A 16,214-nucleotide genomic window follows, 5' to 3' on the forward strand; every position below is an offset into this window, starting at 1 on the left:
TTTAAATTGTAGTATAATTGATAAATATTGCGTAGATGGGAGAATTTTATCATTGTTAAACTATAAAAAAATTTTGTTTTTTATTTTCTGTCTTTGCTTTTTTCCAATATCCAGCTTCGCAAATACACCTGAATATTCAGATTCTGAAAAGTTCTCTATTATTTCTTTGTCAGAACTTGAAACGTTAGCCTATAACGCCAAACCAGCTTTATTAAAAGCAGCGCAAGCAAAAAATCGTCCCATTAAAATTTACCTACATTGGACTGGTATGCCTTATAGCGAATTATTTGATGCTTATCATATTAATATCGACTACGATGGAGCAATCTATTTATCAGGCAAAAGTTTATCTGAACTTCGTCCGCATACCTATATGCGGAATAGCGGAAGTATTGGGATTACAATAAATGCTGCTTATCAAGCGACGCCGGAAGACATAGGGCCCGAACCGCCGACCAAAGTTCAAATTGAGAATTTAGCCAAATCAATTGCAGTTCTCGCCTATGCGTTAGATATTCCAATTGATATTGAACACGTAATGACTCATGGAGAAGCTGGCGATAACGTCGATAGAATTTTCCCGCCTTATGAAAATAACGGAGTTCCTTATGGAATGTATGGGGACTTGCATTCTAAAGAAAGATGGGATTTGGCCATTTTACAAAATGATGATGAATTTGGCAGCGGAGGATCCACAATCCGAGCAAAAGCAAATCAATATCTCGTACAATTAAAATATCCAAAAAAGAAATAAATTCTTGACTTTACCCTTCCAAAGAGTATCATATAGTATTGTATGACTTATTCTCAGGGTAGGGTGAAATTCCCAATCGGCGGTAATCAATATTGAAAGTCCGCAAGCGTTTCTTTTTAGAAAGTCAGCAGAACCGGTGCGAATCCGGTACCGACAGTTAAAGTCTGGATGAAAGAGAGTAGGCAGTAATATTCTGTCTTTTTACTCACCCTTCTATAAGTCCAAATTATTATTTGGAGGAATTTTTGATGAAGGAAAATTTATTATCTCAATTCGGTACAGAAATTGAACGCGTTGAAAAAGCAATCCGCGCATTTCAACAGGGTAGGGGCGTCATCGTTGTCGATGATGAGAATCGCGAAAATGAAGGCGATTTAATTTTCGCTGCGGAAACTCTAACCAATGAGCAAATGGCAATGCAAATTCGCGATTGCAGTGGCATTGTTTGCCTTTGTTTAACAGAAGGCAAAATTGCTGAACTTGGAATCCCAATGATGGTTGAACATAATACGAGTCCTTTTGGCACAGGATTTACTGAATCAATTGAAGCGGTTATGGGTGTAACGACAGGAGTATCAGCGGCCGATCGCGTTACTACAGTCAAAGCTGCGATTGCCGATGGAGCCAAACCATCCGATTTAAATAGACCAGGACATGTGTTCCCGCTTCGTGCAAAACAAGGCGGTGTTCTTGAGCGTGACGGTCATACCGAAGCGACTGTCGATTTAGCAAGGCTTGCCGGATTGAAACCATGCGGTGTTCTTTGTGAGATAACAAACCCAGATGGAACAATGACTCGCTTACCAGGTCTTGTCGATTATGCAAAAAAACATAACTTTCCGATTGTAAGTATTCCTGATCTTATTGCATATCGCAAACAGTTTAATAAATAAACAAAACAGCTATGAGCCATCTCAATTGAGATATTTCATAGCTGTTTTTATTATCCATAATTAACGTATAAAATTTACGATGCAGTTGTGTTTTAATACCTCTTGTTTATGCATGTTCGGTTTATACCCGATTGCCAATGCACTAGAATAAATATATTCTTCGGGAATATTTAAGTCTTGTTTTAACTGACATCCTTCTTCGCTTTTAAATAAGGATTGAATAAACGGCAACCAACAACAGCCTATACCCTTTCTATCGCCAGCCAGCATCATATTACCAATCGTCGCATTCGCAGCATTAATCGTGTCTGTATCATCCTTTTGACTTGATACAATAATTAATGTCGGCGCCATCGAGATACTATTTTGCATCGCCCGATTATTACTTAATTCATCTTTCCATAATTGACGAATACGATTTAAAACTTCCGTTTTCTGAATAACGAGAAAATGCCAATTTTGAATTTGAATTGTATCTGACACAAATTGCCCAGCATCTAAAATATCACATAATTCATCCCCAACAATTTGCCTTGATTCAAATTGATAAACGCTTTTTCTTGTTAATACATTCGATAATAATTCATTCATCTTCCTAACCCCACTCTATCGAAGTTTCCCTATTTTAACGATTATCTACCCTATCCATACCAACTAAATCATGTGCTTTAAAACGTTCCCACGCCATTTCTTCGTATTTTGTTCCCGGTCTGCCATAATTACAATATGGGTCAATCGAAATTCCTCCACGCGGTAAAAATTTTCCCCAAACCTCTATATATTTAGGATCCATTTTAGCTATTAAATCCTTCATTATAATATTTACAACATCTTCATGGAATCCACCATGATTTCTAAAGCTGAATAAATATAGTTTCAAAGATTTACTTTCTACCATTTTTATTTCCGGTATATAGCTGATATAGATTGTTGCAAAATCAGGCTGCCCTGTAATCGGGCATAAACTTGTAAATTCCGGACAATTAAATTTCACCCAATATGCGTTATCTATGTGTTTATTATCAAATGTCTCCAATACTTCAGGATCGTAATTATAATTATAGGCAGTGCCTTGTTTTCCCAATAAAGTTAAATCTTTCATTTCCTCTGTTCTATCCATTTATTCATCTCCTTGGCTACCATTTACTCACTTTATTATATATTTTTTGGTTTTATCATGCAAACATTAAAACAGTAATTCTCTTATTTTTTAATTTCTTTTTACTACAACTTTTCAAGTATTGTAAAAAAGAGAAAGACTACTTACTATTCACATTAGCATTAGTCTTTCTCTTTTTTGTGTGAGTATTTATATATTTTTAGAGAGTGAGCAAAATTATTTTAGTATACCTAATGCAAAACCTGCGATACCAATCGCGAATAAACCAAAGATAATCCAAAGTGCATTTACTTTCTTTTTCAATAAATTCATGCACATGAATGTTAATAAAAGTGGCACTAAGCCAGGCATCAATTGATTTAAAATATCTTGTACAGTCGTAACTACAATTGTACCATCTTGCATTGCTATTTCTGATACAACAAGCGGAATATTTACTGATGTCCACTTACAAACTAATGCACCCATGACGAATAATCCAAGAATAGAAGCACCTTCTGTAATCTTTTGCAATTTATTACCTGCAAGATCTTTTACGATATCGGTTCCTTTTGCATATCCATACTGAATTCCATACCATCTAACACCTAAGCGAACTGCATTGAAAAGTACAAAAAATAAAATCGGACCAAATAAACTTCCACCTAAAGCAAGTGATGCCCCCATAGCAGCTACCATTGGACGAAGTGTTCCCCAGAAAATCGGATCACCAACACCAGCAAGCGGGCCCATCATTCCTACTTTAATCCCATTGATTACACCATCAGGAATATCTGCTCCATTGGCTCTTTGCTCTTCCATTGCTGCCGTAATCCCAATAATCGGTGCAGTAACAAATGGTTGTGTATTATAAAATTCCAAATGTCTTTTTAATGCATCTACACGTTCTTGCCCTTGATACAATCTTTTTATAATTGGAATCATCCCAAAACAATATCCAAGCGCCTGCATTCTTTCAAAGTTCCATGAACCTTGTAAAAAATTTGAGCGAATAAATGCACTAAACATATCACCTTTAGTTAATTTTTTCTCTGCTCCCACGATTATCATCCTCCTTTTATTTCGCAAATTAATCGTCTAAATCGTCGTCTAAATCGTCATTTAAGTTATTTGCTGATGCATTTCCAGCAACTGCTGGAGCACTTGCAACTTGGTATTTAGGATTTAATTGAATATATACAATTGCCATTACAAGACCAATTACACCAAAAGCAACAAGATTGAAATTGGTAAACGCTGCACAAACAAAACCTAAAAAGAAGAAAGGCATTAAATATTTAGCACCCATCATATTGATTACCATTGCATACCCTACAACTACGATAAATCCGCCAGCTACTTGTAATCCCCCAGTAACTACTGGTGGAATCGCAGCTAACATGCTTTGTACTGCACCAGTACCGACAAACATTGCAACTAATGCAGCTGGAACTGCAACACGCAATGCTTGAATAAATAAAGCCGCGATATGGCAAAAATCTACACCATTTAAATTACCTGATTTAGCAAAATCATCTGCTTTATGCTGGAAAAAGATCGTGATCGTTCTTGCAAAAATCGTAAGTACTTGACCTGCTGCAGCAAGCGGCATTGCAATTGCAATACCAGCACCAATACTTTGATGTCCTGCAATAACTAAAATCGTAGAAATAACAGAAGCCAATGCTGCATCTGGCGCCATTGCAGCACCAATATTCATCCAGCCAAGAGCAATCATTTCTAATGTACCACCAATAATAATTCCTGTTGTCATATCACCTAAAATAAGACCTACTGCTGTACAAGCGATTAATGGCCGATGAGTTTGAAACTCGTCTAGTACACTCCCCATACCACTAATACACGATACGATAAAAACCGCAATAATCTGCATAGTACTAAGTTCCATGTTTATCCCTCCATTTTCTCTATTCTCTTTTCATAAATAAAATTTTACTTTCAATTATTTCAATATACTCATCAAATCAATTTTTGTATCTGTATTTACTTTTCTAATTTCTAACTCAATGCCTTTTTCATGCAAAGCTTGGAAAGCTTTACGATCTTGATCGTCGACAGAAACTGCTTGTGTTAGCTGAGTTTTACCTTCTTTAAAACTCATTCCCCCAATGTTTACCGAGGCAATTTGAACTCCACCGTCAACCATTCTAAGAACGCTCGTTGGATTTGTGAAAAGCAACATTACTTTTACACCTTCATACTTAGGATTCTTATATGCACGAATTGCTTTGTCTACATCAACGACATTTGCTTTAATTCCAGGAGGTGCAACTTGTGTCAATAACGTTTTTCTAATCGTATCGTTGGCAACATCGTCATCACAAACGATAATACGTTCGCATCCCGTGACTTTCGTCCAAATTGTTGCTACCTGTCCATGAATTAAACGGTCATCAATTCTTGCTAATACAATATTCATCATTATAAATCATCCTCCTCATTTTGAATTGTGCTCATATGAAAACACTGCATTCCATTTTTGCCTGCATCTACTGCTTTTTCCATGGCACCTATGATATCTACCTCAGAATACGCTTGCTGATAGCCGAACATTTCAATTAGCATTGACAAGTTTACGCCCGTAACCACTCCGTACTTTTCCTGCCCTGCCGCAATTCGACAAGCGGCATTATAAGGACTACCACCAAACAAATCATTCAAAAATAATACTCCATCCTCAATATCCAGTTCAGATAAAGCAGTTTCATATTTCCTTGCTAAATCCTCTGCACCTTCTCCCGGCAGTAAAGTTACAGCCTTTACATTGGATAAAGTACCACAAATCATTTCACAAGTACGAATCAGTTCTATCGCAAAATTCCCGTGAGTCCCTACGATAACTGCCAGCATTTGGTATCCTCCTTCTGGTTACTTTTCTTTTTTCTATACACCCATAATATATTGCAAATCGCGTGCCAACTTTGTGTATTATTTAAAATTAACTTTATCCGATGACTAACCCGCTCTAAAATTCCCACCTTTCTGAGCGTGAATAATCCCCAAAGAGCATAGGTGATCCGGTTGAGTCTCTGAATAAGGGCGACTAAGATTCAAAAGAAATAAAAGATTTATCTGAATCAATTCTACTTTATTATCTGCTTTACAAGCTAAAAATATCCTTTTCCAATACTCTACGGCTCTAAATAATACACTATCTTAAAATTTATTAATACACTATTTAAAAATAGAAAAATACACTATCTCAGTATTTCCCCAAGATAGTGTATCGAAAAGTTAAAACATTTGCGCCATGTAATAAATTTCATCATCGCTTAATATGATATTCAACGTTTTTTCAAATACACTTGCGGCCTTTTTTATCCTCTCAACCTTCAGTGTATCAACCTCATCAATTTCCCCCTGATATTTTAGCCCCTCTTGAACGACCATTCTTTCTAATGCACAACCACAATGAACGATTAAACGAATTCTAAGTGGATTATTCCATTTTCGTTTTGATTCTTTTTCTAATACACTTTGAAATTCTATTAATACACTCATAATCTTTTTGGGATTTAAATAAGTTAAAAACTTTTCTAAAGATTCTTCACATAAATTCCGTACCACAACATTCTTATCGTTTTTGACAGTTTTTAAATCGCTTTTTAATATTTTACGCAAAAAATCTTTAGCCTCACCACTGATTACTTTTTCCAAGGGGATAAACGGAATATCTAGTGGTGGCTTTACCATGCCAACCGCAGCAATAATTTTATAACTTGTTTGTAAATCAAGTATACTTGATTTCATCTGATTAACACCAATAGGAATTACATCAACTTTTCGATTTGTAATGCTGTCTAACTCTTCTTCAATAAGTTCTTTCAGCTTTACTGCCGCACCTTCACCAGAAGTGCATATAGTAATAATTACTTCTTTTGCCTTTTCTTCTGGTGCAGTAAAGTCAATATCATAACCTTTAAAATTCACTAGCGAGTCATAAATACTATCTAAATCCATCCCCACAATATCAGCTTTTCTCATTGCCTCTAAAATTAATGGCGTTGACACCATATCAATCGTCTTAACCTTGACTGGAAGCTTTTCCATGATCAACGTTCCAAAATTAGCTAAAGAACCCATATCAACCAGTAATAAAACACCTTTTTGATAATTTAATTCATTTAGTTTGCAAATCATTTTTTCGAGAATGTCTTTAGGATTTATATCTAAAGGCATATCAATAGCTATTAAATTTGCATCATTACTACCAAATAACCCCTGAGCGACTTCCACCATTGAGGCAGCTGTACTTTTCCCATGTGCTGCGACAATAATAACAACCTTTTCATCTTTTTCATCTTCCATTGTTGAAACCAATAATAATGCAAAATATTCAATTTCATTTCTTGGCACTTCTATATGGTAATGTTCCTCAATTTTATCCTTAATCTCTATTGCAACTTTAAACTCTAATGAATCCTTGGAAACTCCGCCCTCAAGTTCGATATCTGGCAATTCTTCCTCATCTTTAATTCTTTTTAGAAACGCACTTAAATGCAAACTAAATGCATATAGAAATCGTTCTTTATATTCTCTATTTAAACGATTTTGTACTAATGTATTAATCTCCTGAGCAAAATCAGCTAAGCTTTTATCTACAATTTTAAGCAATCGTTCACGTACTGACATATTAATATTTTGCTTATGGTAAAACGATTTAATATATACATTCACATCTGTTGCCACAATCTGCTTAATTAACTCGTCGCTAATATTTTCTCCTTTTAAAAGATTGACCTTATCTTCAACTACTTGATACAAATTGAAATCTTCTTGGCTTTCTTTAGAATCAACAGGCTTCTTCTCGCCTTCTGGAACAACAAATAAAGATTCATTAATATAGGTATTCAGCTCTGCCAAGGCTTTGCGATCTGCACTCAACGTTAACAAGCCATTTTTGATTTTTGTCGGCAGAATTTTAAAATCAATTTCAATGTAATTTGGATTATCGATACTATTAAGAAAAGCTTTTGCACAAAGCAGTTTAATGTTGGATTTAAGCTGCCCTACATTTCCATAAGAAATACTACCAATCAAGCCTTTAATAGATTCTACAGAAATTTTAACCGGCTTTTGAATCCGTTCCACTTCCTGTGCTATTAAAATCTTAATAATATCAACTTTTTCCTTCATTGTGCGTTCAGCCAAAGGCTTAATCGTGATTACATTTGGAATACGCCGAACAAAAGTCTTCGTTAATGAAGATTCTGGATCTTCTGTTGTCGCACCGATAATTAAAACCTTTGCTTTTCTATGGCGTGTTGTCTCGCCCAGTTTATTAAAAGTTCCCGTATCAATGAAATAGAAAATCATTTCCTGTCCTTCTGGGGGTAGACGATGGACTTCATCGAGAAACAATATCCCTTTATCAGCCGATTCAATCAATCCACTTTTATTACTATCGGCTCCTGTAAAGGCTCCCTTTACATGTCCAAAAATATGGGATACCAATAATTGTGGATTATTATAATAATCTGCGCAATTAAAAGTAATAAACGGTGCTTCAGGAGGTAATTTATGCACAGCTTTTCCGTATTCATACATCATATGCGCAAACAAAGTCTTTCCAACTCCAGTTTGCCCTAGGATCAATGTATGTAGTCCGTCTGGGGGATATAAAATTGCCGCCTTTGCTTGCTCAACCTGTTTCTTTAGGCTGATATCTGCTCCTACAAGATAATCAAACGGCGTTTTCATTTGATGCTTCGGTAAAATTTCTTCGATAGAATTTACTTGATTCGTCGAATTTGCTAAAGATTCACCAAGTAAATTTTCTAACACCTGTCGATCAAAAAACAAAACAGGTCTTCCCATAATTTTTATGATTTTGCCTTGCCGATAAAGTGCATTTAACTCCATGCTGACATTATTGCGCAAAATATCTAAATCCTCAGCAATCTTTCCTGCGTCTATCCCTACTCTGCCTTGTAAATCAGAAAACTTATACAAATTTGATTTTTCTTTTATATATGCGTGAATCTTCTCAATGCGCTTCATTTATACCCATCCCTAAATTTTTTTATCCGATGACTAATCTGCTCTAAGACCCCCAGAAATTATACCCATAGGGCATAGCGAGTAGCTAAGCCCCTATCCAATGTCTAATCCACGATATCGTTTGGAAAAGAAAGTCCAATCTGCCGTCTCACTTCATCCATAATTTCTCTTACTGCAAGCGCAAGCTCAAATGAATTTTCTGCTGATTCAATACGTTTTTCTTTTATCATCTCCATAAATTCTTTTGCTTCAAAATACATATAGTCTCGCATTGGATCAAATTCAACTGCTTCAACTTTTTTATTATTATCATGATAATAAATATTCACCTTACTAATCTCATTGATAATACTAAAGGTTAAAGTCCCAGCTTCCCCCTGAATTTCCGAAGGAAGAGCAGATGCCGTTATCTTTGAAAACATAATGACTGCATCCATGTCCTTATATCGACAAATAAGTGCTGTTTCACCATCAACGCCCGACGAAAGTTTTACTGTACTTGCTAAAATAGATTCCGGCTTGCCGAAAAGATATACCATTGGATAAATACAATAAATCCCCAAATCCATTAATGCACCGTTTGCAAAGGCAGGGTTAAAGGTATTATTATATTTTCCCGCTTTATATGCATCATAACGAGATGAATATTGGCAATAGTTTCCGAAATAGCGTCTTACTTTGCCAACTTTATTGAGATTTGCTTTAATTGCCTGCATCCCCGGTTGTAAAATAGACTTCATCGCCTCCATAAAAGCAACCTTATTCGCTTTCGCCGTTTGTATCATTTTTTTCAATTCTTCTACATTTGCCGAAGCGGGCTTTTCGCACAATACATGCTTTTGATGTTCCATAAATAATAGTGATTGCTCTGCATGAAGTGAATTGGGACTGGCAATATACACAGCATCAATCAAATCACTTTTTGCCATCGCTTCTAAATCCGTAAATATATGCTCTGCCCCTACTTTGTTTGCAAATTCGTCAGCTTTTTCTAATGTTCTCGAATAGACTGCACTCATTTTAAACTCCGGATAAAGTTTTGCACAACGAATAAATTCCTCTGTAATCCAGCTGGTACCAACAATTCCAAATCGAATCATCTTATCCACTTCCTCATAAATATATTTAATTATTCACGAATCTGTTCTAACCATAAATTATCAAAAATATTTAACCTATCTACATCTGCTTAAATAATTCCAGAAAAAATACATTTATCCTCTCTAAAGATAAAACAAAGGCTGTTTAATCTACTTTTATCGTAGTTAAACAGCCTTTATTAAAAAATTTTAAGCACTTTATTTTTTCTGGGCTTGAATCTGGTCTAAAACACCAGTATCATCTAAAATTTTCTTTAAATTTTCATTTTCTTTTTGCCATTTTTTCATTAATTGTTGTGAATCTAAATACTCAGCTTCTGCCCCTAACTTTTCAATATTTTCTTGAAAACTTGGGTCTAGAATCATGTCTTTAAAAGATTGTTCTAATTTCTTCTTAACCTCTGGCGATAATTCTTTAGGTGCTACTACACCAAACCAAACTTCTAAAACAACATCATATCCTAATTCTTCGAATGTAGGAATTTGCTTCAATTCTGGATTTTTTAACCTTTTATTAGTTGATATAGCTAAAGCTCTTATTGTTCCACTCCGCAATTGTTCCATTAATGTCCCGGTATTAGTTACAACAACTTGTACATGATTTCCTAATAATGCTGCTGTCGATTCTGAACCACCACGAAATGGAACCTGTTCAATATCAATATCAGCTTCTTTCTTAAATAACTGACCAACTAAATGACTGGTTGAACCTATTCCACCATGCCCAAATTTTATTTCCTGTGGATGTTGTTTGCAATAGTCAACTAATTCATCAAGGGTTTGCCATGGTTGATCAGCTTTTGCAACAAGCATAAATGGAACAGTTGAAAATTGTACTAAAGGTTCTAATGCTGTCGGATAATGATATTTATTTTCGCCATATAAAGATTGTAGAATTAGTCCAGAGTCACTAATTCCTAGGGTATAACCATCTGGAGATGTAGTTACCAATTCATTCCATGCAATTGCCCCCCCACCTCCTGGTTTATTAAGAATTGCAAAATTTTGACCAATGTATTTTGGTGCTAATTTTTCTAATGCCCGCACTTGTAAATCCATTCCTCCACCTGCGCTAAAAGGAACAATAACATTGATCGGTTTCGTCGGGAAATCTACTTTATCTGGTTCGTCTGTTAACCCATTATTACATCCACTTACACACATTGTTACTCCGAGTAAACTTAACATAAACATCCGCATTATATTTTTCTTCATTTTTAGCACTCCTTTTCTTTTTACAAAAAAAATCATGTTCCCCATTATTTCAAATATTTTCTTTCTAATTCGTTCTCGCCTAGGAAAAAACCTGCAAAATATGTAATAATATTCATAAAATTATACATATTGTATAATTAAAATTTTTTCAAAGGTATTTTCATCCTTCTTATAGAATTCCTTTTACATTATCCTAAAAATATTGCCAATAATAAGTAGTAGAAATTTATTACATCAACTATAATAAAGATATTGGAGGTGTAAATCATGGACACAATTATTATCGGAAACGGCCCAGCAGGGATTTCTGCAGCATTATATACCTGCCGCGCAAATCTAAAAACATTAATTATCGGTCGTGATGGCGGTTCCTTAGAAAAAGCAGAAAAAATCGAAAATTATTATGGTTTTGCCGAACCTATTTCAGGGACCGAGCTCCTCGATAAGGGTCTTGCACAGGCTAAACGGTTAGGTGCTGAAATAATAAATGACGAAGTAGTCGGCGTAGGCTATGATGGACAATATATTATTAAGACAAATCACGGTGAATATAAAGCACCGTCAATGATTTTAACCACTGGCGCGATACGAACTATTCCACGAATCAAAGGGCTAAAAGAACTTGAGGGACGAGGGGTAAGTTACTGTGCAGAATGTGATGCATTTTTTTACCGTGGTAAAGATGTCGCGGTATTAGGTCATGGAAATTATGCTTTACATGAAGCACAAGTCTTACTTCCAGTTGCAAAATCCGTAACTTTACTTACTGATGGAAAAGAGCCCAAAACCTCAGTTCCCGAGTCTATTAAAGTAAATACCGCTAAAATCAATAAAATAAACGGAAATAATATCATTGACTCTATTGAATTTGAAAATGCTGCTGAGCAAAAGATAAATGGTCTATTCGTTGCAATTGGAGTTGCGGGAAGTGCTGATTTAGCCAGAAAACTCGGTGTCACATTAAATGGGAGAAATATTGCCGTAAGTGAACGAATGGCTACTAACCTGCCTGGTCTATATGCCGCTGGAGATTGTACCGGTGGTATGCTGCAAATTGCTAAAGCAGTCCACGAAGGTGCAATTGCAGGACGTGAAGTCATTAAATATATAAAGAGCTTAAAAAAATAATTAAAGGCAGTATCAGAAGATACTGCCTTTACCATAGCACTATTGGGAGAGATCTAAAGTGAATTCTATCGATTTTGTAAAAAATACATTAACTTTTTGGGATAAGATAACACCTATTGATCGACGTTTAATTATGGATAACATTGCCCTTCTCCATTATAAAAAAGGAACCCATATATATCATACAGAGTTAGATTGCATGGGGATTTTAATTGTAAAAAGCGGCGAGCTCAGAGTATATCTACTCTCCGAAGATGGCAGAGACATTACATTATATCGCCTAACCCCTGGTGAAGTCTGTGTTTTATCAGCATCCTGCGTTTTAAAAAACATTACATTTGATGTACATATTGATGCTGAGCAGGATTCCGAATTATTGCTTTTAAATGCAAACTTTTTTCAAGAACTATATAATAAAAATATTTATGTAGAAAACTTTGCTTCTAAGCTTACCATTCGTCGTTTCTCTGAAGTTATGTGGGCAATGCAGCAAATTCTCTTTATGAGTTTTGACAAACGTCTTGCCCTATTTTTACTTAATGAAAGTAAAAAAAACAATTCCGACATTATTTATTTGAGCCACGAACAAATTGCGAAATACGTCAGTAGTGCCCGCGAAGTCGTATCACGTATGTTAAAATATTTTTCCAATGAAGGAATTGTGAAATTATCCCGTGGTCAAGTAATCCTTCTTGATAAAGCCAAGTTAGAAAAAATACTTTAAATTACGCAAAACGTACATGTTTCGTCCTATCTAACAAATCAAACACTTCTACATCATTTAAAACATCTGTAATAAAGAACCGACTTTGCTTTGCCAAATCAACGCAAACTTCCCCCGATACTTTATTATAATTTGAATCAGCTAAAAATTTTACTTTTGGAGTAAAGGTCTCACCATTTTTAATCTCGATTACAATAGCATAGCCTCCATCATTTAACATAACTGTTGTACCCACAGGAAAAACTGCTACATGATTAAAAAATAATTCGAAAAGTTCAGGATCAAAATGACTATTTACCATTTCTATCATAATTTTGTAAGCTTCATACGGATGACACGCCTTTTTATATGCTCGATCAGAAGTTAAAGCATCATATACATCTGCAATAGCTACAATTCTAGCATATTCATGAATTGAATCACCTTTTAAACCTCTCGGATATCCCGTCCCATCAAATTTCTCATGATGTTGATAGGCAACATGCATTGGAACTACAGATAATTCACGATTCTTCCTTAAAGTTTTAAACCCTTCTTCAGAATGAGTCTTCATTACCTGCATTTCTTCATCTGTCAATTTTTCTGGTTTATTAAGAATATTCGGTGATATTTTGACTTTACCTACATCATGTAGTAACGCACCAATAGAAACCTCAGATAATCGTTTAGGTGAGTATCCACGTAATATCCCTAACATCGTTGCCAAAGCACAAACACTAATCGAATGATAGAAAGTATAGTTATCATATCTTCGAACATCTGTTAACTGATGCACATTGTTTTTATTTTGCAATAAATTTTCTATAATTGTTTGTGTTGTTTTTTGAACTTTTTTTACATCTAAATTATTGGTCAACTGACATTTTTGAAATGTTCGAAACAAATTTTTTGTTGCTAAAATCTTTGTTTCTTCTGACAAAACCTCTTCCGGAAGTTCTACGTCAAAGTCTTGGTCACCTAAATGTACATATACCCCCGGAATAGATAAGTTTTTCAACTTCATAATATATTGTTGATCGAGCACCGTTCCTACCGCTAATAGCATTTTTCCATCTACGTTATATATATTGCGTGCTAAAGTCATCCCAACCCTTAGGTTGCACGTGGAAAATCTTTGCATAAGCTTCTATCGCATACTATAATGAACCCGTCGACTATCAAGTCAATTTTTCATACATAAATCTCAAAAAATCTCTAATACATTTATCATTCGTTATAACCAAGTATGCGCATCCTCCTCGATTTTATCTAACTTTATCTAACTATATAAAATATTACCATTTAAAATAAATAAATGTCAATCCCATATAAGTATTTTATACAAAACTTATATGAAATCTCTCTTTACTATACAATAATCATAAATTTTCTAACTCTTTACTTATTTTTTGATAAAATTTTATCATCCAAATCATAAGATTAACTAAACTATTTGATAAAAAATTTTAATAAATCTCTGTCAATACTATTTTCCTATAATTTGCATATCACTATAGTTAGAAATGTCCAATTTTTCATGTCTAAGGAAATTTACTTTGCATATTTCTTTGTTGCATATTATAATAAAACAAATATATCTTTGTGTATAATTACAAAGATATATTTGTAAAAGTCTTATTATTTATATTTTTATCATAAAATTCATGTTAATCCCTTTAATAAGGATAAGGAGTAATTTTATGCCCACTTTACAAACTCGACTCCGTTTAATCTTGGAAGAGCAAAATATTAAACAAGTTGATTTTGCAAGAACCGTAGGTGTTAGTGCAAATTATATCAACTTATTAGCTAATGGAAAAAAACTAAATATCTCATTGCATTTAGCCAAAATAATAGAAGATAATTATGGTTATTCACGGTCTTGGATTCTTTCAGGAAAAGGTGAAAAATTAATGTCTACCACGATAACGCCATTAAGATTAAAACTAATGCAAAAAATCAATCAATTAAATGAAAAAGATTTAAATTCAGTATTAGGATTTATCCAATTACTAGAAGAAATTTCGCATACAATATAAAACCGCATCGGTAGATATTATTTACCGATGCGGTTTTATATTGTATTAAATTTGTTTATTTAAGAAATTTTTTAATTGCTTCTTTATCCATAAATCCAATAGATGTATTTACAGCTTTCCCCTCTTTAAATAAAATTAACATGGGAATGCTCATTACTTGGAATTGTGTAGCTAACTCTGGCTCTTCGTCAACATTCACTTTTCCGACCTTAATTTTTCCCGTATTTTCATTTGCAATTTCATGTATGATTGGGGATAGCATTTTACAAGGCGTACACCATTCTGCCCAAAAATCAAGTAAAACAGGAATATCCGAATGAATTACTTCTGCATCAAAGTTACTTTTTGTAATTTTCATCACACTCACGTTTATAACCCCTTTTCACTTTAATATAAATTTACTATTTATTATACCCTAATTTATTTATTTTTCTGTGATTTAGTCACCAAAACTTTAAATATATTTTGTATTTAAAAGCTACATTATAATCACCGATTTATCTAAAGCTCAACTACAATCCGAATAAAGTTTTAATTCCTAATAGAGAAAAATTAATAATTAGTATTTTTTTTACGTTTCAAGATTTTAAGTCTTTCTTTGTCGCAAGCATTTACGCGACGAGACTCAATCATCTTTTGTAACGCTTTATTAAATGTAAAATCATCCAATCGATTCTTCCCCAAAAATTCTTCTGTATGATTCTTATGCTTAATATAACAAACAGAGAGTGCCCATGCGACAGCCATTTTTACATAGTAACCTTCATGTTTTATAGAGTCTAATCTTTGCAGTACTTTTTCAATATATTCATCTTCAAGAAAAAAATCCAAAGCCATTACTACCGCAAAACGAATTTCGTATTCTTGAGATGACAGAAAATATGGCTGTATAAAATCCCACATTACTTTTTTATTCTTATTTGTAATTTTTAATGACGCACAAAAACTATCACAAAGAGACCAATTATTAATTTTAGGCACAAATTCTTGAATATAAGGCAAAATAACTTCTATATTTCCACGTATTTTACCAATAACAAATCCTTTTAGCATGAAATCTTCAAAATATAAGTCATTTTCTTTTCTTAGAAAACTCTGCCAGTCATTATTCGCTATTTCCTGGGCAATTTTTTTCAAAATCGGCAATCTTATTCCCAAAAGATTTGTATCTTCCGGTAAAAGTTTAGCTGCGAACTGTCGATAAGTTTCATCAATGTTTTCTAAAAAAAGCTCATGAATCCCACAAAAATATCCCATTTCTC

General features: G+C 34.1%; 17 protein-coding genes and 1 riboswitch. Of the genes, 5 read left to right on the forward strand and 12 right to left on the reverse strand.

Features of this window, described 5'->3' with window-relative positions; translation table 11 throughout:
* The first annotated feature begins 52 nt into the window (after positions 1 to 52).
* Together P3F81_RS09915 and ribB are read left to right on the forward strand one after the other, a co-directional pair.
* Positions 53 to 754 (forward strand): N-acetylmuramoyl-L-alanine amidase, encoded by a 702-nt coding sequence (locus P3F81_RS09915; RefSeq protein ID WP_309320356.1) that lies wholly within the window; start codon positions 53 to 55, stop codon positions 752 to 754.
* A gap of 45 nt (positions 755 to 799) precedes the next feature.
* Positions 800 to 938: riboswitch (FMN riboswitch) on the forward strand.
* A gap of 64 nt (positions 939 to 1,002) precedes the next feature.
* Positions 1,003 to 1,647 (forward strand): 3,4-dihydroxy-2-butanone-4-phosphate synthase, encoded by a 645-nt coding sequence (gene ribB / locus P3F81_RS09920; protein WP_147669997.1) that lies wholly within the window; start codon positions 1,003 to 1,005, stop codon positions 1,645 to 1,647.
* Positions 1,648 to 1,707: 60 nt separating this feature from the next.
* Here ribB and P3F81_RS09925 read toward each other — a convergent pair whose 3' ends face one another.
* The 9 genes from P3F81_RS09925 to P3F81_RS09965 form a co-directional block, all read right to left on the reverse strand.
* Positions 1,708 to 2,238 (reverse strand): nitroreductase family protein, encoded by a 531-nt coding sequence (locus P3F81_RS09925; RefSeq protein WP_147669998.1) that lies wholly within the window; start codon positions 2,236 to 2,238, stop codon positions 1,708 to 1,710.
* A gap of 34 nt (positions 2,239 to 2,272) precedes the next feature.
* Complete coding sequence (queF, locus tag P3F81_RS09930; RefSeq protein ID WP_147669999.1) at positions 2,273 to 2,767, reverse strand: preQ(1) synthase; 495 nt, start codon at positions 2,765 to 2,767, stop codon at positions 2,273 to 2,275.
* 216 nt (positions 2,768 to 2,983) lie between these two features.
* On the reverse strand, positions 2,984 to 3,775 hold the full coding sequence (gene manZ, locus P3F81_RS09935; protein ID WP_309320795.1) for a PTS mannose transporter subunit IID: 792 nt from the start codon (positions 3,773 to 3,775) through the stop codon (positions 2,984 to 2,986).
* Between the two features lie 61 nt (positions 3,776 to 3,836).
* A complete protein-coding gene (locus P3F81_RS09940; RefSeq protein ID WP_147670001.1) occupies positions 3,837 to 4,655 on the reverse strand; it encodes a PTS mannose/fructose/sorbose transporter subunit IIC in 819 nt (272 codons plus the stop codon).
* A gap of 54 nt (positions 4,656 to 4,709) precedes the next feature.
* Positions 4,710 to 5,186, reverse strand: a complete 477-nt coding sequence (locus P3F81_RS09945; protein ID WP_147670200.1) for a mannose/fructose/sorbose PTS transporter subunit IIB — start codon at positions 5,184 to 5,186, stop codon at positions 4,710 to 4,712.
* A gap of 2 nt (positions 5,187 to 5,188) precedes the next feature.
* Positions 5,189 to 5,617, reverse strand: a complete 429-nt coding sequence (locus P3F81_RS09950) for a PTS sugar transporter subunit IIA (RefSeq protein WP_147670002.1) — start codon at positions 5,615 to 5,617, stop codon at positions 5,189 to 5,191.
* A 384-nt stretch (positions 5,618 to 6,001) separates the two neighbouring features.
* Positions 6,002 to 8,767 (reverse strand): sigma-54-dependent transcriptional regulator, encoded by a 2,766-nt coding sequence (locus P3F81_RS09955; RefSeq protein WP_147670003.1) that lies wholly within the window; start codon positions 8,765 to 8,767, stop codon positions 6,002 to 6,004.
* 104 nt (positions 8,768 to 8,871) lie between these two features.
* A complete protein-coding gene (locus tag P3F81_RS09960; protein ID WP_147670004.1) occupies positions 8,872 to 9,867 on the reverse strand; it encodes a Gfo/Idh/MocA family protein in 996 nt (331 codons plus the stop codon).
* A gap of 198 nt (positions 9,868 to 10,065) precedes the next feature.
* Positions 10,066 to 11,082: a Bug family tripartite tricarboxylate transporter substrate binding protein gene (locus P3F81_RS09965; protein ID WP_309320357.1), complete on the reverse strand. Its 1,017-nt coding sequence runs from the start codon at positions 11,080 to 11,082 to the stop codon at positions 10,066 to 10,068.
* 267 nt (positions 11,083 to 11,349) lie between these two features.
* Here P3F81_RS09965 and P3F81_RS09970 point away from each other — a divergent pair, with 267 nt between their 5' ends.
* Positions 11,350 to 12,210: an NAD(P)/FAD-dependent oxidoreductase gene (locus P3F81_RS09970; protein ID WP_309320358.1), complete on the forward strand. Its 861-nt coding sequence runs from the start codon at positions 11,350 to 11,352 to the stop codon at positions 12,208 to 12,210.
* Between the two features lie 58 nt (positions 12,211 to 12,268).
* Positions 12,269 to 12,934 (forward strand): Crp/Fnr family transcriptional regulator, encoded by a 666-nt coding sequence (locus P3F81_RS09975; RefSeq protein WP_309320359.1) that lies wholly within the window; start codon positions 12,269 to 12,271, stop codon positions 12,932 to 12,934.
* A 1-nt stretch (position 12,935) separates the two neighbouring features.
* Here the strand turns inward: P3F81_RS09975 and P3F81_RS09980 are convergent, their stop codons facing one another.
* Positions 12,936 to 14,018 carry an HD-GYP domain-containing protein gene (locus P3F81_RS09980; protein ID WP_309320360.1) on the reverse strand — a complete coding sequence of 361 codons (1,083 nt, stop codon included), beginning with the start codon at positions 14,016 to 14,018 and terminating at the stop codon, positions 12,936 to 12,938.
* 595 nt (positions 14,019 to 14,613) lie between these two features.
* Between P3F81_RS09980 and P3F81_RS09985 the strand changes: the two genes are divergently transcribed.
* On the forward strand, positions 14,614 to 14,952 hold the full coding sequence (locus P3F81_RS09985) for a helix-turn-helix domain-containing protein (protein WP_309320361.1): 339 nt from the start codon (positions 14,614 to 14,616) through the stop codon (positions 14,950 to 14,952).
* A 55-nt stretch (positions 14,953 to 15,007) separates the two neighbouring features.
* On the opposite strand, the gene trxA is transcribed toward P3F81_RS09985, so the two are convergent.
* A complete protein-coding gene (trxA, locus tag P3F81_RS09990; protein WP_434064772.1) occupies positions 15,008 to 15,310 on the reverse strand; it encodes a thioredoxin in 303 nt (100 codons plus the stop codon).
* A 194-nt stretch (positions 15,311 to 15,504) separates the two neighbouring features.
* Entirely contained in the window at positions 15,505 to 16,209 is a 705-nt protein-coding gene (locus tag P3F81_RS09995) for a DNA alkylation repair protein (protein ID WP_147670009.1), read from the reverse strand.
* Between the last annotated feature and the right edge of the window lie 5 nt (positions 16,210 to 16,214).

It is taken from the genome of Selenobaculum gibii (genome assembly GCF_030273445.1).
In the GTDB taxonomy this organism is placed as follows: Bacteria; Bacillota; Negativicutes; order ICN-92133; family ICN-92133; genus Selenobaculum; species Selenobaculum gibii.